Genomic DNA, 22638 nt, shown 5'->3' on the forward strand with positions numbered 1-22638 from the left:
AAATCCAAAAGCCGGGTTCTTGAAAAAGACCCGGCTTTTTTTGTTGCCGAAAAAAGGATCACTTACCGGCTTTAGCAAGCTCCTCTTTGTTTTGCTGTTTAAGTTTGATCATCATACCCTTGGCCTGTTGCTGCCAGTTGGTTTTCCTGGGCGATCCATCAAAATAAGCATGATAGCTGCTGAAATCCAATTTGGCTGATCCCGGAGCGTAAGGGCCACATATACCGATGTATGGCGTGTTTTCGTCGTCGTATGGCAAGGTGTACTTAAATACATAATAAATACTTCCCTTATCCGGTAAGGTGCCCAACAGGTTTATATTTTTTGGTGCGGTATTGTCGTCGTCGCTATTAACCAGGGATTGATAAAGGCTGATTTTGGCAAACTCGTCCTGCTTTTTATATTTAAGCGGTACCTGCGATAGTTGTTTTTCCTTATTTAGGGTTTCTATTAGAGTATATCGGTTTTCCATACTATCCAAAAGCTGGTTTATCAATTTTTGATCGGTAACCAAATGATTAATTATCCGAGTGGTCACAGCTTCGTACAATTGACTCCCGGTATGGTCATCGCGGATAAGCTTTGCTGTAAACCGGTCTGTTAAGGGTTGATTTTTGATGGATTGCATCAGATGAAGATAATAATAGCCTGAGGAGAACCATTTGTTATTAACTGTATCTGTTTTTGAAAGATAGGCATCCAGATCGGCTTCGGCATATTGCGTTAGGTCGGTAAAATGGGTTTTTAATAATGGTAAATATTTCTCCTTAACGTCGGTATACTGCATCTGTTGCGTAATGGAAAGGAGTTTTTTACGATAATCCGGGTATTTTAATAAAGGCAGCAGGCGTTTAAAATTAACAGCCGCGTATTCAACCGAATCACTCAACGGTCTTAATGCCGGATAAACATTATCTGTTTTTAAAGCAGGCGAATTGGTTAACAGGTCGAGATAAATATCATATCCCTCTTTTTTATTTACTTCGGGGATAGTGGCCAGAATGTTCACCTTAAGCTCGTCATCCGTATCCGTGCTTTTGAAAAGCGAAGTTAATTTGTCGATGGTTTTGCTATCGTTTACCTTAGCCAGTGCTTTGATCAATTTTGAACGTGCTCCTTTACTACTGGTATCATCGGCGTATTTTTTATCAAGTGCCTTATAAACAAAGGGAAGCTCATCCTTATCAAATTTATAGTAGGACAGAGCCCCGAGTGCTGCTTTATAGTTGCTGGTATCTGAAGCCAGTAAATCAGTAGTTATTAAAGCGGCTTTTGAAGCACTAAGATCAATTTGCGCAGTATCCCGCGTTTTGGTAAGAGAATTATAAAAGGTGTTATTGCTTTCGGTAAATAGCTCTTCATTAGCCATATGCCCGAAAAAGAAGAACAGATCGCTGTTATCAATAAATATCCTGTATCGTTTTTTTTCTGCGGTTGCCTTTTGTAGTGTTATAAATTCACGGCCCTTAAGTCCGTTAGCTGTAATCGTATCGGTTTTAATAAGGGAGTCGGGATAAGTAACAAGTTTAGGCGTCAGATAGTTATACAATGAGTCTGTATTTTTTGTCCGGTAATATTTACTGATGGTTGCATGTTCTAAAATATACAAACCTCCGGATGCCGGATTGGTTAAATAAGTATCTGATATGGTTCGCAAAAACGAAGTATGATCATGTGCTACGTCATTTACGGTTTTTAATTTTGAGAAGGCAGCTGCTGTAAAAGCTCCATTGTCAATTTTATAGGGTGCTAATTGTTGCTTAAAATAGGGGGTGAATTTAAACGACTCAAAAAAATCATCCTTCGTCTGCTGCAATGATCCTGCCTGAAGGTTTTGTTTCATCAGCATGTAGATCCTGTTTCCGCGTACAAATACTTGCACGGTGCAGTTATACTTATCTGAAAGAAGCAGACCAAACTCTCTGCCTTCATATCCATCTTTTAATACTTTTTGGACCTTGCCTGTTTGTTTTCCTTTTGATTTAATTTCAGTGATTATTGCCTCAAAAACTTTATCCTTATAGGCCAGGTACTTTTGTTCTGGATAATCATTATACCTTATAATGTAGTTCTCTAAGTTAACGGTATCAGTTGCTAAATACATCTTCATCCGGTAAGGATCACCATGGATATTGTTAGGATCGGGGATCTCCTTTTCAATTAATTGGGGTTTTACAGGTAAATTAACTGAAAATGCGCCGGTATCATTTTTAAAGGTCATCCAGCTGGGGTTTGGTTTTGCCGCGGTTTTAAAGCTTTTAAAGGAATTGAAAAATCGATTGGCATAAGCCGAATTGATCGTTGCCTCATCATTACCGCCATACAGGCAGTACAGGTAGTTGTTATCAAATAACAGCCTGTATTTTAAAACATTATTACCCGATCTCATAACGATATCAGTACCCTTTAATCCGTTTACCACCACTGGTTTTTCACTCAGGATATGATTTTTCTTATCGGCTTTAAACCTGTTAATCATGCTCTGCATAACTTCTGCCTGGCTTGCAGGTTTTTGATCAGAACCTTTTATTATAGCAAAGGCGCCAAAAAAAGTATCATTGGCAATATCGGCATAAAGGGTTGTGCTTAAACCCAAAAGCATATTGGTTTTGATGGGTTTAAAAGGCAGATCTATAGAATAGCCATTATTTTCTTCCGTATAAGTTTGCCATTGGAGTTTGGAGTAATCGGTATTATAGTTGTTGGCCACACCTGTAAAACTCGCGTTAACTGGTGTTAGCGTATATCCTGCTTTTTTGAGTAACGCAATAACACCTTGCTCACCTGGCAAATGCGCTACGCCAACAGCCGTAAACAGCGATTGATCTTTCATATGCAGCATCATGCTGTTCGCCATTACTTTGTTACGGACAATAATTTCATCAGTGCTGATGTTATTTTCGTCCATGAATGCTAAAATACTTTCCAGGTTACCGGTGCTGTATACTTTGGTCATCCGTTCGGTATTTTCAAGATCTTGTTCTTCATCGTCATCAAGCAGGTTTTGCAGTTTTGATTTCAGATCGGCTTTTGAGCCAAAATTTTCGTCGAATTGCTCAGCGGCGTTCTCAAGCCCGTAAATGCTTTTGTTCATAGCGCGGGCTACGCCGTATAAATAAGCGTCGATAAAGGTTTTTTTGTCATCGGCTTTTTTCTTTTCGGGTTTCATCATTGATTCCAGCTGAACCGGGTCGAGGTTGCCCATCGGGTACCCGTTCTTTTCCTGGAAACGTTTGGCCAGCCGGGCATAATCATTCTTGCCAAGTAGTTTACGGACGCTGCGCGTACTGTCTTTTTCACGTAGGGTTTCAAACATTTTACCGATCAGTGTATCCGGGTGAACCTCAAGCGCGAAAGCCTGCGAATTTTGGATGGCCAACATCACGGAGTCGCTAAAGCCAAAGGCCCGTTTGTCTTTCACGTGCATGGTGCCAAATAAATAGGAGGGTTTGCTTAGGCCTTTGCCGCTAATTCGCCATAGCAGGTTATAACTGCCTTTTTGCTGAGCTTCAACAGGTTGAAGTATACATAACAAAGCTGCGAACAATAAAAATGGCTTCAGAAAGCCTGATAAATAATTAAGGGGCAATATAAATTGCAGGAGTTGTGAAAAGTAAGGTTTGGTCATAAAATATTATCAATAGTGCTTATTTTAAATAAGCGACCTACTAATATAAAGTATATTATTATCCTTAATATAGGATTGAGAAAATTTTGATAAACTTATCTGGGGTAATTATAAAGCCATCTTTTGGATTGTTCCCCCTAAGATGGCTTTATAGGTTTTTACTGAATATATTGAATGTGCATGACACTTAAAGAGCAGGTTGCAGGCCAGTAGCAATACCTATCCTGTTCCAGGCATTAATAGCTATGGCGGCCATAATTACCTGTGCCAGGTAGTGTTCGTCAAAAAGCCTTGCAGCTTCTTCATAGGTTTTGTCAGATACATGGTTTTGTATCAGGGTAACTTCTTCGGTTAAGGCCAGTATTGCTCTTTCTTCTTCAGTAAAGAAAGGGGTTTCGCGCCAGGCGTTAAGGGCATAAATACGTTGCTCGGTTTCGCCGGCTTTGCGGGCATCTTTGGTGTGCAGGTCAATGCAATAAGCACAACCATTTATTTGCGACGCGCGTATTTTTATTAGCTCTTTATGTGTTTTTGTTAAACCGGTGTTATTAAGGTAATGGTCAAAACCTAACATTGCTTTGTATCCTTCTGGTTCTACCTTGGGGATGATGATTCTTGCTTTCATTTTCTTATTGTTTTGTGTTACCCAAAGGTGGGGACAAAACAGGCCTCAAAAAATGAATCAAGATTAAGAAATTTATACAGGACTAAACTTTTTTTGCCCTGATCTTACTCATAAACTGCGGAGTAAAACCCAGGTACGATGCCAGCATATATTGTGGTATGCGCTGTATAAAATCAGGAAAACGCTCGCTAAAGTTCCTGTAGCGTTCTTCGTCGCTAAAGCTGTAAATGTATTCAATGCGTTTTTGCGCGGCGGTAAAAGCCCTTTGTTGTACTATCCTGAAATAGCGCTCAAGCCGGGGCGTTTTTTCAAAAAGTTCTTCAAGTTTGTTTTTATTGATGCTGATGATCTCTGAGTTTTCAACAGCCTGTATATAACAGTTTGAGGGCTTGTCGCTTTCCAGGCTGTAATAGTCACTCATCCACCAGTTTTCAATAGCAAACTGGGTTATTTGTTCATTTAACTTTTTGTTGATGAAATAAGAGCGCAAACAGCCTTTGCTCACAAAATAGGTGTCTTTGCATATATGATCAGGCTCCAGCAGGTAAGTCTTTTTTTTAACCTGTTTCACTACCACAGCCGCATTAATGATCGCTATATCGGTCTCATTAAGCTCCACAAATTTTTTGATATGATCTGTAAGGTTGTTTAGCATAATTACAACCCGAATATAATGATAAGGACTTGGATATATGGATTGATGTTGTTAAAATACTACAAATCAAGTTATTGCAAATAGACTATGGCGGCTAAAGCCCAATTCCTGACTTATATAGTTATCCGTCCCTTAAAAGGGACGGCAATGAACTGTTTAATTCATTGCCGTTGGCTTCAGCCAACGGATAAAGAGCCAGCAGAAATATGGCTTTAGCCAAATTCTGCTGGTTGTAATCAATAAACATTAGATATACTTTTTATGCCTTTTCTACATACTCTTTTAACATATGGCCAACAATCTCTGTCCAGCCCTTTGTAAAGCTTTCTCTTGCAAAGTCTTTTAGAGGTGGGAAGGTTTCCAGGCCAGTATGTGTAAGTATAACTTTGGTTTGGTCGCCCTCTGGAAAAAGCTCCCACGTTACCTCCGAATTACCTTCGTATCCATCGTATCTCCAGGTATGGGATAATTTGCGCCCTTCCACAACTTCGGTTACCCGGCACAGATGAATATATGTTTGTTCTTTGCTTCCGCCGGTAAAGGTAAATTCAAATCCAACTACCGGTTTAAAATCCGGAATGTCAAAATACCATTCYTTCATTTTGGCATGATCGGTAATGGCTTGCCAAACTGCATAGGCAGGGGCGTTGTAAACTCGTTCAATTACAAAAGGTTGTGCGCTCATAACTTCTTATTTTTATGTTTAACATTATTGGTTGATTCTTGCTCTTTATTAAGGAAATCGCCCAGGGCATCCAGCTTTTGGGTCCAGAATCTGCGGTACTGTTCGGCCCAATCGGTTACTTCTTTTAGCTGGTGCAAGTCGGCATGGCAAAATCTTTCACGGCCTTGTTGTTTTATAACCAGCAGACCGCACTCGGTTAGTATTTTTATATGTTTTGATACCGCCGGTCGGCTCATGTCAAAATTATCGGCCACGGTATTTAAATTCATGCTTTGATGGGCAATCAGGTTAATTATTTCGCGTCGGGTAGGGTCGGCTATGGCCCTAAAAACATCTCTGTACATGATTTTGATGGTTATATGAAACCATTTGGTTACAAATATATGTGAAACCTTTTGGTTACGCAATAAAAAAGTGAAAAAAATTGTAGCTAACTGAAATTGGTACGATCAGCTGATATTTTATGATGCCATAGGAAACCAGAACGGTTAATTTTTGTTACATGAGAAGAGGATCATAAACAAACTGAAAATGAAGCGGATAGCGGGTGTGTTGTTGGGTTTGGTCACCCTGGTTTTGGTACTGTCATGCCAGGATAACAAGCGTGCAAACAATTACAATAAGCCCCTGATTGACGATGAAGGACTGTTGTTTTTTACCCATGCAGCTGAGGCAAGCCTCACCAGCGTTAAGGCTTCGGGCCTGGTTATATCCAATTCAAAGAATCTGCAGGTTATCCAATTCGCGAAATTGATGATAGATGAGCATACCCGGCTTGCCGTTGATCTGAAAAAATTGCAGACCGATAATTTTATAACACCCAAAGATTCCATTAACGCTATACATCAGCAAATAATAGCCGATCTGGAAAAAAAACGTGCAGGTATATTTGATAAAACGTACATACAGGAGGTAATTAACGAGTATGAACAACAGATCGTTTTGTTTAATGCAGCCAGCCTGAACAAAAATATTAATGTTTCAGACTTTGCTAAAAAAACACTTCCGGTTTTAAAAGCACACCTGGATTCGGCTAAAGTTATCAGCTTAATTTTAAAATAGTTTCAATTGCTGCTGCACTGGTGGTTTAACTTTGCCTAAAACAGTGCGGCCACCATATTTCCACCAATTTTCGCGTTCCCGGGCTATTACCTGGTCAAAATTAGCATTTGGGGTAAAATCTTTTTCGGCATTCTCTGCAATTTTCGATAAGCGTTTAATGGCTTCATTTTTTTCGGATTGTCCTATTTTTGATTTGTAAACCGCGTTTTGCAGGATGCTGATGGTTTCGTCATAAACTTTTATGGGTACCGGGAAGGGATGCCCATCCTTACCACCATGAGCAAATGAAAACCGGGCCGGATCCTTAAACCTTGATGGCGTACCATGAATCACCTCACTTACCAGCGCCAGCGATTGTAATGTACGCGGACCTAATCCCTGCAGCAACAACAGTTCTTCAAAATCGGCAGGTTGTTTTTCGTGGGCCAGCCACAGTACCGCGCCAAGCCGTTTCAGGTCCACATCTTTAGCGGTTACATGATGATGATCGGGCATCACCAGTTTATTGATCTCCCGCAGCATGAGCTCAGGGTTTTCAGCGGCTATCTGCATTACGCCATTTCTTGAACTATCCGCCTGCTTATCGGCCATGTTCAGGATCAGGCCGTGATTTTGCCCATAGATAAACGTATGCGGATCATCGACAAAGGAGGTAAGTTGTTCTGAATGCCAATGGTAACGCCGTGCGGTTTTGCTGCTATCGCTCATGCCTTGCTGTACTACGGCCCATTTACCGGTATCGCTCAGGATAAAGTTATGAGTGTATAGCTGAAAACCATCCTGAATAGCGGTGTTATCAACCTTGGCGCTTAGCTTGCTGCATTTTACCAGGTAATTGCCATCCAGACCTGTGGTTTCGCTGATCTTTAAAAGCTCGGCAGGGGTTTGCTTGGAGTATTTACCCTTACCCCCACAAATGTATATACCCAGTTCACGGCTGTGCGGATTGATGGCTCGTTTAAGGGCGCCCATCACCGAGGTAGTAATGCCCGACGAATGCCAGTCCATACCCATTACCGCACCCAGGCTTTGAAACCAGAAAGGATCGCTCAGGCGACGAAGAACCTCATCCTTGCCGTAATCTATCACGATATTTTCTATCACGGCAAGTCCCAGCTTTGCCATACGCTCGGCAAGCCATTGCGGCACATAACCATAATGTAAAGGCAGATCGGCACTTCCGGATCGTTTCATACTAACAAAGTTAGCAAAAAGATTATTGATCCAATTGATTTTTTTCTGAACCTTGATTAGAGGATTTTAGGATAGTCTTGATTTGAAGAGTTGGCGTTCAGTTCCAGCCCACAAGTGTTCGGAAGAAATAAAACGCATGTCATTTCGAACGAGGTACGAGGAGAAATCTTATACGACTTTTCATACGGGCTTTGCACCGTGTAGAAGATTTCTCTTTCGCGCTACCCGCATTCCCTTTCCCAGCTCTATCGAAATGACAACGTTTTTATTTCTTACGCTACCGCGAGTTTAGCGCAGCGTAACTCGTGGTAGGCATGAGGTAAGTCTTTGGCTTACAAGTTCAGCTGAAAGCTGAAACCATGTTAACCACGAGCCGGAGGCTCGCGGCAGCACGTGCAAAGATCAACGTAATCAATGCAATCACAGAAAATCAACGGTTATTAATCCGCTTCTGTTTCCTGCAGGTACATATCGTCAATATCGGCGGCGTATTTCTTTTCAATTACCTTACGTTTGGCTTTCATGGTAGGGGTAATTTCGCCATCGTCCATACTGAAGGGGTTGCGTTTTACTTTGAATGCTTTAATACGCTCAAACTTGGCCAGTTCGTTGCTGAGCTTGCGCAGGTCCTGGCCAATCCAGTCAACCAGTTCTTTATCTTCAACAAATACATTGGGTTGCTCAAAAAAATCATCCTTGAGACCGAAGGCTTCCTGCATGGTTTCGCGCGAGGGCACAATAATGGCCGTAATATATTCGCGTTTATCGCCCACTAAAAATACCTGCTCTATCTTAGGACTTTTCAGGTAGGTGTTTTCTACCGGGGTGGGATATATGTTTTTGCCGTAGGCATTCACCAGCATGTTTTTAAGACGGTCGGTTATTTGCAGGTTTCCCCTGTAAAAGCGGCCGATATCGCCGGTATGAAACCAGCCCTGAGGGTCAATAACCGTAGCGGTTTCCTCGGGTTTGTTCCAGTAACCCTTCATTACGCAATGCCCGCGAACAATGATCTCCCCTTCTTCCGATTGCAGATCCTCTTTAAAGCTATCATGGGTTTGTATCGTATAAATATGCTGCGTATCTACATTTTGAATAGCCACCTCAATACCCGGAATAATGCGGCCAACGGTACCATATATTACACGGTGATGCTCGGTAACGGCCATAACAGGTGATGTTTCGGTAAGACCAAAACCTTCTAATATTATAATGCCCAGATCGCCAAAAAACTCGCCGATGTTTTTGGGCAAGGCGCCGCCGCCCGATACCATGAACTTTAAGCGACCACCCGTTTTTTCCTTAATTTTACTGAATACCAATTTTTCGGCAATTTTTTGCTGACCACTTAAAATTACACCCGGCGTTTTGCCGGCTTCTTTTACCAAACGGTATTTTTTGCCGATTTCCAGCGCCCACAAAAATATCTTTGATTTTACGCCTCCGGCTGATGTTCCATTTTTAATAGCCTTGTCATGTATGCGCTCCAGCAGGCGGGGTACACAATTAAGTACAGTTGGTTTAACCTCGGCCATGTTTTTGGCCAATAGCTCCAGGCTTTGGGCAAAGGCAATTTTACAACCTTTGTACAGGCAAATATGGTAAGTAGCCGTACGTTCAAACACGTGCGATAACGGCAGGAATGACAGGAACAGATCGGTTTTTTCGATAAAGGGGATTTGGATGAGGCTGTTAATTACGTTTTGAGTAAGGTTATGGTGCGTAAGCATTACCCCTTTAGGTATGCCCGTTGTACCCGATGTATAAATAAGGCATGAAATATCTGATGATAAAATGGCCTCGCGGGCGGCACTTATGGCATGTTTGTATTGCTCAATCAGGCCTAAACCTTCCTGTATCACTTGGTCAAAACCAATAACACCGGCATTTAGGGTCAGTTTATCGCTGTATTTTTCAAAATCATCAAATGCCGGGATAATACGGATCAGTGATTCACAGTTATTGGCCACCTTAAGCACCTTGCGGAACAGGAAAGGGTTACCTGCAATAATGATTTTAGCGCCCGAATCGTTCAGGATATATTCTATTTCGGTTTCGGTAAGGGTGGGGTATATGGAGGTATTTACAGCGCCGATCTGCTGCAGGGCCTGATCATAATAAACATAATCCGGACCGTTCTCAATAAGCAGCGAAAGGCGATCGCCTTTCCTGATACCCATGTGCAGGAACCAGGCAGATATGGCATCTATTTTATCCAAAGCCTGCCTGTAAGTTATCTCAACCCAGGTATCTTTTACTTTATGTAATAAAAAAGTTTGGCTATCGGGATGGATATTGGCTACAACGTTGCGGATAAATGCCGGAACGGTTGACGGTTCTATTACCTGGTTCATTAAATTTAAAAGGATTTACAAGCATCAAACTTATGTTTTTTAAAGTTAAAACTAAAATGAAATGGCACATATCCCCACATTCGGTTAGATGAGGCCAACCGCGCCTGGGAGGCAGAGCGTGACGAGTAAGGATTTGTGCGATTCCCCTCTTGAGAGGGGTGGAGGGGTGTGTTATTTACTCGCGGTTAACACACCCCTGCAACAACGCAGCCCTGCGCTCCCCCTCTCAAGAGGGGAATTGAAAAACTAAGTCTTTTACGAGAAAAGAACTAAAATCCTATAAATCCTTTAATCCCATTAATCCCGGTTCAGACAAAATTACCAAACCTTGATAGTTTGCCCGGTTAAAGCGCCAAACACGCTTTTATAGTAGGCATTTGCCACTTTACTCATTTCAATAGGTATATGACCAGGGAAATAAGGGAAATAGCCAGGCGAATCTTCAACCACACCGGCGCTTACGGTGTTAATACGTACGCCGTTTTCCAGTTCAATGGCGGCGGCCATGGCAAAGGCGTTAAGGGCGGCATTTACCGCGCTCAGGTTGGCGCCAAGTACAATAGGGTCGTCGGCCAAAATGCCTGATGTGAGGGTAAATGACCCTTTGGGATTAATATAATGCTGACCGATAAGCACCAAGTTAACCTGCCCTAAAAGTTTGTTCTGTAAGCCACTATCAAAGTCTTTGGCTGTCATGGTATTCAATGGTCCGAAATGTGCACTGCCGGTAACGCTAACCAGCGCGTCGAAACTGCCAATTTGTTTATAAAATGCTTCGATAGATTCGCTTGAAGTAATATCAACCTGCACGTCGCCGCTTTTGGAACCAGCGGTAATGATTTCATTTTCCCCGCGCAATGCTTCGGTTACTTTTTTACCTATGGTGCCACTGGCGCCAACAACAACTATTTTCATATGCCCGATGTTTTTAATGAATAAATTATTAATGCCAGTTTAGGTATTAATTCATTGTGAATAATTATTTCAGTGTCATAAAATTTCGGGTATATATTGTTATGAAATACAACCCCCAAAAAGGCCCGTCAGTCTGAGCCTGTCGAAGACTCGTGGGTGAAGGCCTCTGCGCACTACCCTTCGACAGGCTCAGGGTGACAGGTCGTTTGAATATTATAAAACAGGTCATGCTGAACTTGTTTCAGCATCTCACCTGTAAATTCACCTTTATGATGACCAACCTGTCCTATGGGATGCCGAAATAAATTCGGCATGACTTGCTGTGGTCTGCTATTCGCCTGGAACAGGCAGCGCAGTACCCGCTTTTACAGGGACGCCAAAATTTGGAGAACCATCTTTATTCCAGCTGAACTTTTGTGCCCGTGGCGAACGGTCCTTACCGCAGCCCTGGCCCGGTTTTGAGTTGGCATGGTAAAGTATCCAATCCTCCCTGCCGTTTGGCGATTTAAAAAATGAATTATGCCCAGGCGCATAAACTTCATTTTCGGGCGATTGTTTAAACACCGGCTCCGACGATTTTTTCCATGAAGCGGGATCAAGCAAATTGCTGTTAGTGGTTGTAGCAAGCATCCCAAGGGCATAATAATCCGTCCAGCAGCCGCTTGCCGAGTAAATGAGGAATAGCTTGTTGTTATGCACCAGTATTTCGGGGCCCTCGTTTACATTTACATGGGCCGGGTTGTTATCGTCATGCAGGTCGCCATATTTTTCCCATTGATATTCAGGGCTCGATATTTTAACACGTTCGCTGCTTATGGTAACAGGATCTTTCATTTTGGCGATATAAATATTCTGCTGCCCGTTCACGTCGCCTTCCCAGCCGGCCCATATCATGTATAGCTGTCCTTTGTTTTCAAAAACCGATCCATCAATAGCCCATTTGTTGGTACTGTCGCCTACCTGTCCTTTAAATATCCATTCACCCAGCATCGGATCAGCAGACGCGTTTTCAATTACGTATAAACGGTGATGGTTGTTATCCCCATCATCGGCAGCAAAGTACATATACCATTTGCCTTTCAAAAAATGCAGTTCAGGAGCCCATAACTCTTTGGAGTAGGCTGTACCAGTGGGCGGTGTCCATATTGTTTTTTTCCCGGCCTTATCCAGGTCGGCTATATGTTTGGTTTTCCAGATCACGAGGTTGCGGCCAGCGGTGTTAGTATAGTAGTAATAACCGTTTTTGTATATAACCCAGGGATCGGCACCAGATGGTAGCAGCGGATTGGTGAATGTTGCAGCCTCTTTTTGCTGGGCTAAACAGGTAATGGTGGTAATTAATAAAAGGCAAAAAGCGCTTGTTATCTTTTTCATAGCTGATCAGGTAACCGGTTAAAGTGATCGTGTTTTAAGGTTTCGTTTGTTTTGCTGATACTCGGTAGGGGTAGTGCCAAACTGTTTTAAAAAGTTGCGGCCCAGATGCGATTGTGAGCTGTAACCAACCATGCTGGCCACCTCATATATTTTATAATCGCCATCTTCTAGCAGTTTGGCTGCGGCTTTTAAACGGGTTATGTTAATGAGCTCATTAATGGTAAGGTTTGATATGGCTTTTACCTTGCGATACAGCGTAGGCTTGCTCATATTCATTAAACCTGCTATGTGCTCCACATCAAGATCAGGGTTCTGGATGTTTTTATTGATGGCCGCGTTCAGTCTGTCTAAAAAGCTTTCATCGGGTTTGGAGTAGGCCATGGTGTTGATATTGGCCAGCGGCGAACTTGCAAAATGCTCCCTTATTTTATTGCGGTTGATGAGCAGGTTGGCTATTTGCACCTGCAGATGCTCGGGCGAGAATGGTTTTTCGATATAAGCATCGGCACCTACTTCCAGCCCTTCAATTTTACTTTGCAGGGTGTTTTTAGCGGTAAGCAGTATAATAGGGATATGGCTGTAATCAAAATTGGTCTTTATTTTTTTGCACAGCTCAAAGCCATCCATTACGGGCATCATTACATCACTAATAATGAGCTGAATGTTCTCTATCTCGATCATATCAAGCGCTTCCTGGCCGTTAAGGGCTTTAATAACTGCATATTTTTCGCTCAGGTCGTCCGAAATAAAATCAAGTATCTCGGGATTGTCGTCCACTAAAAGTATAATTGGTTTCATAAAGTCAAAATCCTCCTCTTTATTTTTATCAGTCAGTTCATAATCATCAGGTGTATTGTACAGGTCAAACTCCTTTTCCTGGTGCACAGGCAGGGTAAGCATAAAAATATTCAGATCATTTACAGACTTGTTTAATACCAGCACCCCTTTATGCAGCTCGGCCAGTGAGCGGGATAAAGACAAACCTATACCGGTACCTATCTGCTTCTCCGATTCCTTAAGCCTGAAGAAAGGTTCAAAAATCTTTTCGCGCATTTCATAAGGCACTATATAGCCATTATTTCTGATCTCGATAGAAAAAGTGAAATCGTCTTCCTGGTGTTCCAGCAATTCCACCTCAACAACAGATTTGCCGTACTTAATGGCATTATTGATCAGGTTGCTTACAATTTTTGTAAAAGCCTCAATATCCACATAGGCATATAAATTTTTATGCTGATGGATAAACTCATAACGCATATTCTTTTGCTCGGTCATAGGCTTAAACCTTAAAAAGGTATCGGCAAGCAGTTCGGTTATATCGGTTTTAACAAAACTGAGGCTAAAGCCATTGGTTTCGGTCTTCCTGAAATCGAGCAGCTGGTTGGTAAGGTCCAAAAGCCGGTTGGTATTCTTCTCCATTATTTGGAGATTGTTCTGAATATCAGGAACGCTCCCGGCTCTTTTGATCACCTTTTCCATGGGCCCCTTGATAAGGGTAAGTGGTGTACGGATCTCGTGCGCTACATTGGTGAAAAACTCTATTTTGGCATTATAAATCTGTTTCTCTTTATCATTTTCCAGGATCTCAATTAACCGTTTATTTTTTTCGCGGGTTTTAAGGTGATACTGCCTCAGTAAATAATATACGGTAAGCAGTACAAGCAAGATATAAATAATATAAGCCCATACGCTTTCCCAAAACGGAGGGGTTATGGTAATTTCAAGCCGGGTTTCCTGTGGTGTCCATATGCCGTTATAGTTTGCTGCTTTAACAATAAACGTATAATGCCCCGGTAAAAGCTGGGTGAAATAAACCTTTCTGTTTGTTTTTAATGACGTCCACCCACGGTCAAGTCCCTTCATGATATATTTGTACTGGGTCATCTCGGKCGATGGATAGCTCAACGCCGCGAAATCAATACTAAATGAGGATTGGTTATGGTTAAGGTTAATTTGTTTGGTGCAAATAATTGACCGCTGCAACAATGAATCACTACCGTTAACAGAAATTTCCTGGTTATGAACCTGAAAACCGGTAATATACACCGGCGCGATAAAATCATTCTTTTTAAATTGCGAGGGGTTAAAACTTACCATCCCCTTTACACACCCAAAATACATGGTGCCATCCGTATCTTTAAAAGCGGAGTTATAATTAAACTGGTCGCTCAGGAGGCCACTGGCCCTGGTATAAATTTTTATATTCCTGTTGGTTATATTTAAACATACCAGTCCGCGGGTTGTGCTTACCCAAATGTTCTTATGATCATCCTCCAGGATCCTGAAAACGTAATTACTGGGGAAACCACTGTTCAGGTCATAAAACTTATAGCTTTTCTTTACCGGGTCATAGTTCCACAAGCCCAAACCTTCTGTTGCAAACCATAACTGGTGATCGCTGTCTTCAAATATTCCGTTAACCGTACTGCTGTTAAACGCATTGGTTGAGGTATGGCTATCATTTAATTTGTAACCCGAATTATTGTCGGGATCATAAAAGTAAATGCCGTCATGTACAGTACCTACCCATATTTTTCCATTATGATCTTCTGTTATGCAGTAAATAAAATCATAAAAAGGAACGCTGTTTATAAGCGTAAAATCTTTGGTTGTGGTATTATACCTGTAAAGGCCGCGGGTAGTACCAACCAAAATAATGCCCGACCGGGTTTTGCAAAAGGTAATTATAAAATTACTTTTCAGCATGTTTTTTGCCTTGCCAGCCAGATAATACCTAACTACCTTGCCGCTGGGTATGTCCAGAATATCCAAACCACGTTCAAACGTGCCAATAAACAGTTCGTTACCGTTGGCCAGTAACCCATGTATGTTGGTGTTTGATATCCCGTTTTTAACACCGGGGTAATAATGTGTCCAGGTGCGTTTATCAGGACTTAACTTGTTCAGGCCATTATCTTCGGTGCCCATCCATAGGTTGCCGTACATGTCTTTGCAAATTTCGCGTACCACGTTACCATGCAGGCCGGTTTTATCAGAACCAGGATAGAACTTATTAAAGGTGGAGTATTGTTTTGGATAATAGTTTACCCCACCAAAGTAAGTCCCGGCCCAAACGCCGCCTTCGGCGTCTTTATAAAGGGTGTAAATAGCATTGTCTGATATGGAATAAGGATCATTAAAATGCTTTTTAAGATTGATGAAAGTACCTTTTTGCACATCATAAATAAACACGCCCGATTCTGTGGCTACCCAAAACTCATTATCGGAGTATTTTACAAAGTCACGCACATATACCTCGGTTTTATCGGGGTTATAGGTTAAAAGATCCCGGTAGCTGCCTGTAACGCAATCAAACTCCTTAAAGCCCTGGTTGGTAGTACCCACAAATATTTTGTTGTTGCCGGCGCTGTATATTTTTTCGATAAAGTTTGAAGCTACCCATTTAGAGTTTTTAAACATACTATAGCTTATAAATGAGCGGCCTATGGTATCCAGTCTTTCTAATGAGCCTGTTGTTGATGATACCCAAATTGAGCCATCATTATTGATCGCTATTGATGTTGCTTCAAAATGCTGAAATGGTTTATAATCAGTTATTTTGCCTGATCTTATGTTGTACTTTGTAACTACTGGCCCGGCAACAAACCAGCAGTTATTGTTCTGGTCGTTCACAATGCACCGTACAGCATCGGTGTTTGACGCGTTTACATGTGTAAAATTTTCAGTTTTAAAATTGTATTTATCAAGTCCCTGGTCATTGCCTACCCACAAATTGCCATCCTTATCCAGACTTAGGGCATGTATCATGTTGCTCGAAACACTGTTCTTATCCTTTGGATCATGCCTGAAAATTTTAAATGTATAACCATCAAAACGGTTAAGCCCATCCTTGGTTCCAAACCATAAAAATCCATGCTTATCCTGCAGGGTGCAGTAAACCGTGTTGTTTGACAGGCCCTGTTCTACCTGGTAATGCTTGAAGTAATACGACTGTGCATGGCAGACATTAAAGGGCAGGAGAAATAATAAGTAAATTAAATATGTAGGTCTCAAAATCGTTCGTTGAAACAAATATAGCCATTCTCTCCAAGGGTTTTCGTCCTGGTAAAAAATGATACTTTTTGACTAATAATTGATATGATTTGGTTAATAAACAGCAAACAAAATCCTTTTTCTTTACAGTATAATTTAAATCTGTCAATCGTACATTTTTAAATTAAAACTTAACCAATTAATAAATTATTTATGAGAAAATTTTTACTACTCAGGCAAGTAGGGTATTTCCGCTTGCAATGGCCGCCCAGTAAATGGGGCCAAAAAGTAACATTAATTATTTTTTCCTGCATGATTTACCTGCTTGTTTCGTTTCCGGCATCAGCCCAAAACAAAATACAGGTGAGTGGTACCGTTGCCGACACTACGGGCGAGGTACTAACCGGTGTAGCGATCAGGGTGAAAGGAACCCAGGCCGGTACAACAACTGATGTTAAAGGAAAATTTAATCTTACTGCTCCCGATGCCAACGGGACTTTGGTAGTTAGCTATATAGGCTTTACTACCCAGGAAGTGCCTATAAATGGCCGTTCACTTATCAATATCCGCCTTAAATCAGCAAACTCCTCCCTGCAGGAAATTGTGGTAACAGGATACGGTACACAGCGGCGGGAATCAATAACGGGTGCTATATCCAGTGTAACCAGTAAAGATCTGGAGCGGGTACATGCCGGTTCAACGGTAAGTACCGGACTGGCGGGTAAAATTCCGGGCGTAACGTTCAGGCAATCTGAGGGCCGGCCGGGAGCAAGCGCCAGCATCCAGATCCGTAACATGGGTTCGCCATTGTATGTAATTGATGGCATACAGCAGGATGAAGGCCAGTTTAATAACCTTTCGCCAAATGATGTGGAAAGCATCACCGTGTTAAAGGATGGTTCGGCTGCTATATATGGTGTGCGCGCGGCCAATGGCGTGGTGGTGGTAACCACTAAAAAGGGATCGGGTGAAAGCCGCATTAATATCGATGCCTATACGGGTTATCAAAACTGGACAAGGTTCCCTAACGTGCTTACCAGCTCCTATGATTATATGCGCTACAAGGCCGAAGCTGATGTGAATACCAATGGTTCAACCAGCATAACCCCGGCCGAGCTTGATAAATACAAAGCAGGTACTGATCCGGCTTACCGGAGTTTTAACTGGCGCGATTACGTTTTGAAAAGCAATAACAACGCTCCTCAAAATTCGGTAAACGCCAACTTCACCGGCGGTACAGATAAGGTTAACTATTATGTATCGGCAACTAACCTGTTTCAAAACTCGCAACTGGGTAAGGAGTATAAATTTAACCGCTCCAATATCCAGTCGAATGTTTCTGTTAAGGTTGCTAATGGTTTAAAAGTGAGCCTGGATATTAACGGGCGTATTGAAACCCGCGAAAATCCGGGTGTACCGGGCGGCGATGATTACTTTTTAGCCAAGTTTGCCGTATTAAGGAACACCCCGTTAGAGCGGCCTTATGCCAATGATAACCCCGCGTATCTGAATGATATTGGCCATACCGAATCAAATTACGCGTTTTTAAATAAAGACCTGTCGGGTTTATATCACAGCGACTGGCGTGTTCTGCAAACCAACTTTAATGCCGAATATCAGATCCCCGGTGTTAAGGGCTTATCGCTTAAAGGATTATACTCCTATTATATTGCCGATTACTTGCTTAACAACCAGGAGTATACCTACAATGCCTACACCTACAGGCCCGCAACCGGCACTTATGATGTAACCGGTGGTAGTACCAACCCGTGGCGCGAGCGCGAACAAAGAAAAGAGTTTGCAAAAACTATGCAAGCCCAGTTAAACTACAATAATACATTTGGCAAAAGCACTATAGGTGCCACCTTTGTTGCGGAGCGTATTGAGCTTAACCATTTAAGGAACTGGATCCATGCTTCGCCAATTTCAAATAATTTGCCGCTCATTTATTTCCCTACTACTGATCAGTATCAGGATAGTGATAATAAAGAGGCCCGTATTGGCTACATAGGCCGTGTAAACTATAACTACGATAATAAATACTATTTAGAGGCTTCGGCCAGGAGGGATGCATCTTATTTGTTTGCTCCCGATAGGCGTGTAGGTTATTTCCCTGGCGTATCTGCCGGTTGGAGAATTACCCAGGAAGGTTTTATGAAAAGCCTTTTGGGCGAAAATAGCGTGCTTAACGACTTAAAGATCCGTGGATCATACGGTGTATTGGGTGATGACAGGGATCCTAATAACACAGCTAACCCTATCGTTCCGGCTTATGCCTATTTACCCGGATATAACTATAACCAGGGTACCGCGATATTGGATGGTAACGCCATAACCGTATCAAGGGATAAAGGTATCCCGGTTAACCGTATCTCGTGGTTAAAAAGCAAGATCACCGATGTAGGTATGGATTTTAGCTTGCTGAACAATAAGTTAACAGGAACGATTGATTATTTTTACAGGAAACGTACCGGCCTGCTGGGCACTAAAAATGATGTTATAGTTCCAATTGAAATTGGTTACTCGCTGCCGCAGGAAAACGCTAACAGCGATGCCCAGTACGGCGAGGAAATTTCCCTGAACTATAACAATAAAATTGGGCAGGTAAGCTTTAATGTGGGTGGTAATTTTTCATTTACCCGCTCTAAAGATCTTACGCAATACAATCCACTGTTTTATAACTCGTGGGATCAATACCGCAACTCTACCCAAAACAGGTACTCACACATCGACTGGGGGTATGAGGTAATTGGTCAGTTCACATCACAGGAGCAAATCAACAATTACACCATCAATAACGATGGCAAGGGCAACCGTTCCCTGCTGCCCGGCGACCTGATGTATAAAGATCAGAATGGCGATGGTAAGATTGACCAGTATGACGAACGCCCTGTTGGCTTTGGTGGCGGTAAACAGCCTAATATTAACTTCGGTTTTACACTTGGTGCCGCGTATAAAGGTTTTGATTTTCATGCCGATTTCTCGGGAGCTGCCGGTTATACCTGGTTCCAGAACTATGAATCAAGATGGGCATTCCAGAATAACGGGAACTTAAACACCATTTTCGAAGACAGGTGGCATCATTCAGATCCATTTAATGTGAACAGTGCCTGGGTGCCGGGTAAATATCCTGCAAACAGGGTTAATCCGGGTTTTGGCCACAGTGATTATGAACTAAATGGACAGCGGAATTCAACTTTCTGGCTGCACAGTGTAAAATACTTAAGGGCCAGAACTATAGAGCTGGGTTATTCATTGCCATCACAATGGTTAACCAGGGTTAAGATCAAACGGGCAAGATTTTATGTAAATGCGTACAACCTGTTTTCGTTCGATAACCTGAAGCAATACTCCGTTGACCCCGAAGTTAACGACGATAACGGGCTTCAATTCCCTCAAAGCAAGGTGCTCAACTTTGGTGTTAATTTAACCTTTTAATTGATCCCCTAAGTTTAAATTCAAATGAAAAAAATATTATCAATAACCATGTTTGCAATTCTGTTAGGTACAGGATCATGCAAAAAAGATAGTGCATTTTTAGATGTGCCGCCAAAGCAGGTACTGCCTACTGAGCTGGCCTTTTCAGACCCGGCCCTGGTGTTATCCATATTGGGCGACTTATATAACAGGCAAAGAGATTTTTCGAGCCTGGATGGATATCCGTCCAGAGAATATCCTTTATCCCCTTCAGGCGATACCGAACCCGGGTGGCGCACTTTTGCCGATTTTAGCGAGGCTTTTCCATCAGAGAATGGCAGTAGTTTTATTGTACAAAGAACTGGCTGGGACTATGGCGAATGGAAAATTTGGGATTATGGTTACATCCGCGATCTTAACCTGTTTATCCAAAGAGCTACGGCAGCAACCAAACTTACTGATGGCGATAAAACCCGTTTTATAGCCGAAGCCCGGTTCCTGCGTGCCAATTACTATTTTGAAATGGTTAAGAGGATGGGTGGCGTACCGCTTATTACCGATCCGCTTGCTTATGATTATACAGGAAATGTTACACCGCTGCAAAAGCCACGCGCTAAGGAATCAGAAATATATGATTTTGTGATAAGCGAGGCCGAGGCCATTAAGGATCTGTTACCGGCCGATGTTAATGAAAAGTCAAGGGCAACTAAAGCCGCCGCGTTAGCGATGGAAGCAAGGGCTGCTTTATATGCAGGTTCTATAGCCAAATACGGCGCTACTACGCCACAGGTTTCCTTGTCTGGCGGCGAGGTAGGTATACCAGCCGGCATGGCCAGCGGATATTATACTAAAGCTTTAGCTGCGGCGCAGGCCATTATTAATGGCACCGCGGGTACCTATCAGCTTTATAAAGTTTTGCCTGATCTGGCCGATAATTTTGCTGCCGTTTTTCTGGATAAAAGCAGCGTAAACCAGGAATCGATATTTGTGGAGGATTTTAAAGTAAACAGCGGCCGTGTGCATGGCTTTACTACCAACGATCAGCCATTTTCTATATCTGACGAAGGTTTGGATGCAGGGCGTTTAAACCCATCATTGAACCTGGTTGAAGCCTTTGAAAAACTGGATAACACTTATGCGCCAATGGCAACCAAAGATGGCTCCGGCAACCCAATATACTACGCGAACCAGCTGGATATTTTTGCCGGCCGCGATGCAAGACTTGCCGGTACCATACTTTTACCTGGTGGTTCATTTAAAGGTAAAAAGACCGATGTTTGGGCAGGCTATCAGTTAGCAGATGGCAGTGTACTTACCAGTGATGATGCAGGGCATTTAAAACCACTGCCAGGCACATCAACAGCAGTACAGGTAGTAGGTAAAGATGGCGTGGTAAACGGCCAGGAGTTTAGGTCACAAACCGGTTTTTATATTCGTAAATATCTTGATCCAACGGTAGGTTCAGGGCGTAGGGGCCGTGGCAGCGATGTTGCCTTTATCCGCTACCGTTATGCCGAAGTTTTGTTAAATGCTGCTGAAGCGGCTTTTGAATTGGGCCAAACATCAGTAGCTGCCGGTTATATGAACCAGGTAAGAGCCCGCGTTGGTTTAACAACCCCGCTAACAACTGCTGATATTACGTTTGACAGGATTGTTCATGAACGCCGTGTGGAACTGGTATTTGAAGGACACACCCTGTTTGATATGAAACGCTGGCGACTGGCAACCTCCGTTTGGGACGGTACCCCTATGACCGTTACAGACCTGGTTACCAACATCGGCAACGCCAAAAAACGTAACACGCAGCCTTATGGTTTATGGCCATATAAATATTACAATCCGGGTAATGCTAACAACGGTAAGTGGCTATTTAAAGAAGTGTTACCGGCCCCTGTAACCGGACGTAACAGGTTTCAGTTAGGTAATTATTACTCACAAATTGGTAATGATGTAATATCGGCCAATCCTAAAATTGTTAAACAACCAAATCAATAAGATCATGAAAATGAAATTTCATTATATCATACTGGCGCTCTTGCTGGCAACCCTGGGTTGTAAGAAAGATAATTATGACGCGCCTTCATTAAAGCTTACCGGCAGGTTGGTGTACAAGGGCGAAGCCATAGGAGTTGAATACAACCAGGTGCCTTATGAGCTTTATCAACCGGGTTTTGGTAAAGTAGGCCCCATCGGTCAAACCTTTGGGCAGGATGGTACATACTCGTCCCTGCTGTTTAAGGGTAACTATAAATTTACCATTCCGCCTAATCAGGGCCCATTCCTGTGGAAGGAACTATCATCAGGTAAAAGGGATTCTGTAGCTGTTTCGCTTACAGGCAGTCAAACTTTAGATGTAGAGGTAACCCCGTTCTACATGATCAGGGATGCCAAACTAACTGCCGCCAGCGGAAAAGTAACGGCAACCTTCAACATTGAAAAAGTGGTTACCGATGCCAACGCGAAGGATATCGACAGGGTTAGCTTATACATCAACAAAACCCAGTTTGTATCCGGTGGCGATAATATCGCGGTCACTGATCTTGCCGGATCAGCCATCGGCAGCTTAAATAACATCACCATGAATGTAAATATTCCCGGTATTTCGCCCTCACAAAACTATGTTTTTGCCCGTGTAGGCATCAAGATAGCCGGGGTGGAGGATATGATATTTTCGCCGTTGGTGAAGTTGTCGTACTAAATACAGTAAATTAGGGTCATGCTTAGGTATGACCCTAA

16 protein-coding genes are annotated in these 22638 nt (G+C 42.5%); 4 read left to right on the forward strand and 12 right to left on the reverse strand.

Annotated features, from left to right (window positions below):
• Nucleotides 1–58: 58 nt before the first annotated feature.
• The 6 genes from AC1DRQ_RS04870 to AC1DRQ_RS04895 all read right to left on the reverse strand — a co-directional run bounded on the left by AC1DRQ_RS04870 (nucleotide 59) and on the right by AC1DRQ_RS04895 (nucleotide 5937).
• Nucleotides 59–3628, reverse strand: a complete 3570-nt coding sequence (locus tag AC1DRQ_RS04870; RefSeq protein ID WP_477422546.1) for a TraB/GumN family protein — start codon at nucleotides 3626–3628, stop codon at nucleotides 59–61.
• A 187-nt stretch (nucleotides 3629–3815) separates the two neighbouring features.
• Entirely contained in the window at nucleotides 3816–4253 is a 438-nt protein-coding gene (locus tag AC1DRQ_RS04875) for a carboxymuconolactone decarboxylase family protein (protein ID WP_477422548.1), read from the reverse strand.
• A gap of 82 nt (nucleotides 4254–4335) precedes the next feature.
• On the reverse strand, nucleotides 4336–4908 hold the full coding sequence (locus AC1DRQ_RS04880; RefSeq protein WP_477422550.1) for a Crp/Fnr family transcriptional regulator: 573 nt from the start codon (nucleotides 4906–4908) through the stop codon (nucleotides 4336–4338).
• A 121-nt stretch (nucleotides 4909–5029) separates the two neighbouring features.
• Nucleotides 5030–5155 carry a hypothetical protein gene (locus AC1DRQ_RS04885; protein WP_429396983.1) on the reverse strand — a complete coding sequence of 42 codons (126 nt, stop codon included), beginning with the start codon at nucleotides 5153–5155 and terminating at the stop codon, nucleotides 5030–5032.
• 12 nt (nucleotides 5156–5167) lie between these two features.
• Nucleotides 5168–5593: an SRPBCC family protein gene (locus AC1DRQ_RS04890; protein ID WP_477422552.1), complete on the reverse strand. Its 426-nt coding sequence runs from the start codon at nucleotides 5591–5593 to the stop codon at nucleotides 5168–5170.
• Complete coding sequence (locus AC1DRQ_RS04895; protein WP_429396986.1) at nucleotides 5590–5937, reverse strand: ArsR/SmtB family transcription factor; 348 nt, start codon at nucleotides 5935–5937, stop codon at nucleotides 5590–5592. The genes AC1DRQ_RS04890 and AC1DRQ_RS04895 overlap by 4 nt, the downstream gene beginning before the upstream one ends.
• Before the next feature lie 187 nt (nucleotides 5938–6124).
• Here AC1DRQ_RS04895 and AC1DRQ_RS04900 point away from each other — a divergent pair, with 187 nt between their 5' ends.
• The gene (locus tag AC1DRQ_RS04900) at nucleotides 6125–6655 is read left to right on the forward strand and encodes a DUF4142 domain-containing protein (protein WP_477422554.1); all 531 of its coding nucleotides are present in this window, start codon (nucleotides 6125–6127) and stop codon (nucleotides 6653–6655) included.
• On the opposite strand, the gene AC1DRQ_RS04905 is transcribed toward AC1DRQ_RS04900, so the two are convergent.
• The 6 genes from AC1DRQ_RS04905 to AC1DRQ_RS04930 form a co-directional block, all read right to left on the reverse strand.
• Entirely contained in the window at nucleotides 6647–7849 is a 1203-nt protein-coding gene (locus AC1DRQ_RS04905; protein ID WP_477422556.1) for a DUF763 domain-containing protein, read from the reverse strand. The genes AC1DRQ_RS04900 and AC1DRQ_RS04905 overlap by 9 nt on opposite strands.
• A gap of 440 nt (nucleotides 7850–8289) precedes the next feature.
• Nucleotides 8290–10203 (reverse strand): AMP-dependent synthetase/ligase, encoded by a 1914-nt coding sequence (locus AC1DRQ_RS04910; RefSeq protein ID WP_477422557.1) that lies wholly within the window; start codon nucleotides 10201–10203, stop codon nucleotides 8290–8292.
• A 318-nt stretch (nucleotides 10204–10521) separates the two neighbouring features.
• Nucleotides 10522–11118 (reverse strand): short chain dehydrogenase, encoded by a 597-nt coding sequence (locus tag AC1DRQ_RS04915; RefSeq protein ID WP_477422558.1) that lies wholly within the window; start codon nucleotides 11116–11118, stop codon nucleotides 10522–10524.
• Nucleotides 11119–11291: 173 nt separating this feature from the next.
• The gene (locus tag AC1DRQ_RS04920) at nucleotides 11292–11432 is read right to left on the reverse strand and encodes a hypothetical protein (RefSeq protein WP_477422560.1); all 141 of its coding nucleotides are present in this window, start codon (nucleotides 11430–11432) and stop codon (nucleotides 11292–11294) included.
• A gap of 16 nt (nucleotides 11433–11448) precedes the next feature.
• Nucleotides 11449–12492 (reverse strand): glycoside hydrolase family 43 protein, encoded by a 1044-nt coding sequence (locus tag AC1DRQ_RS04925; RefSeq protein WP_477422561.1) that lies wholly within the window; start codon nucleotides 12490–12492, stop codon nucleotides 11449–11451.
• A gap of 18 nt (nucleotides 12493–12510) precedes the next feature.
• The gene (locus AC1DRQ_RS04930; protein ID WP_477422562.1) at nucleotides 12511–16506 is read right to left on the reverse strand and encodes a hybrid sensor histidine kinase/response regulator transcription factor; all 3996 of its coding nucleotides are present in this window, start codon (nucleotides 16504–16506) and stop codon (nucleotides 12511–12513) included.
• 192 nt (nucleotides 16507–16698) lie between these two features.
• Here AC1DRQ_RS04930 and AC1DRQ_RS04935 point away from each other — a divergent pair, with 192 nt between their 5' ends.
• Genes AC1DRQ_RS04935 through AC1DRQ_RS04945 form a run of 3 tightly spaced genes read left to right on the forward strand, consistent with a single transcriptional unit; the run spans nucleotide 16699 to nucleotide 22600 of the window.
• Entirely contained in the window at nucleotides 16699–19923 is a 3225-nt protein-coding gene (locus AC1DRQ_RS04935; protein ID WP_477422564.1) for a SusC/RagA family TonB-linked outer membrane protein, read from the forward strand.
• Nucleotides 19924–19947: 24 nt separating this feature from the next.
• Entirely contained in the window at nucleotides 19948–21897 is a 1950-nt protein-coding gene (locus AC1DRQ_RS04940; protein WP_429397002.1) for a RagB/SusD family nutrient uptake outer membrane protein, read from the forward strand.
• Nucleotides 21898–21901: 4 nt separating this feature from the next.
• The gene (locus AC1DRQ_RS04945; protein WP_477422566.1) at nucleotides 21902–22600 is read left to right on the forward strand and encodes a DUF3823 domain-containing protein; all 699 of its coding nucleotides are present in this window, start codon (nucleotides 21902–21904) and stop codon (nucleotides 22598–22600) included.
• Nucleotides 22601–22638: the final 38 nt, after the last annotated feature.

The sequence above is a fragment of the Mucilaginibacter sp. P4_E8 genome (assembly GCF_056401495.1).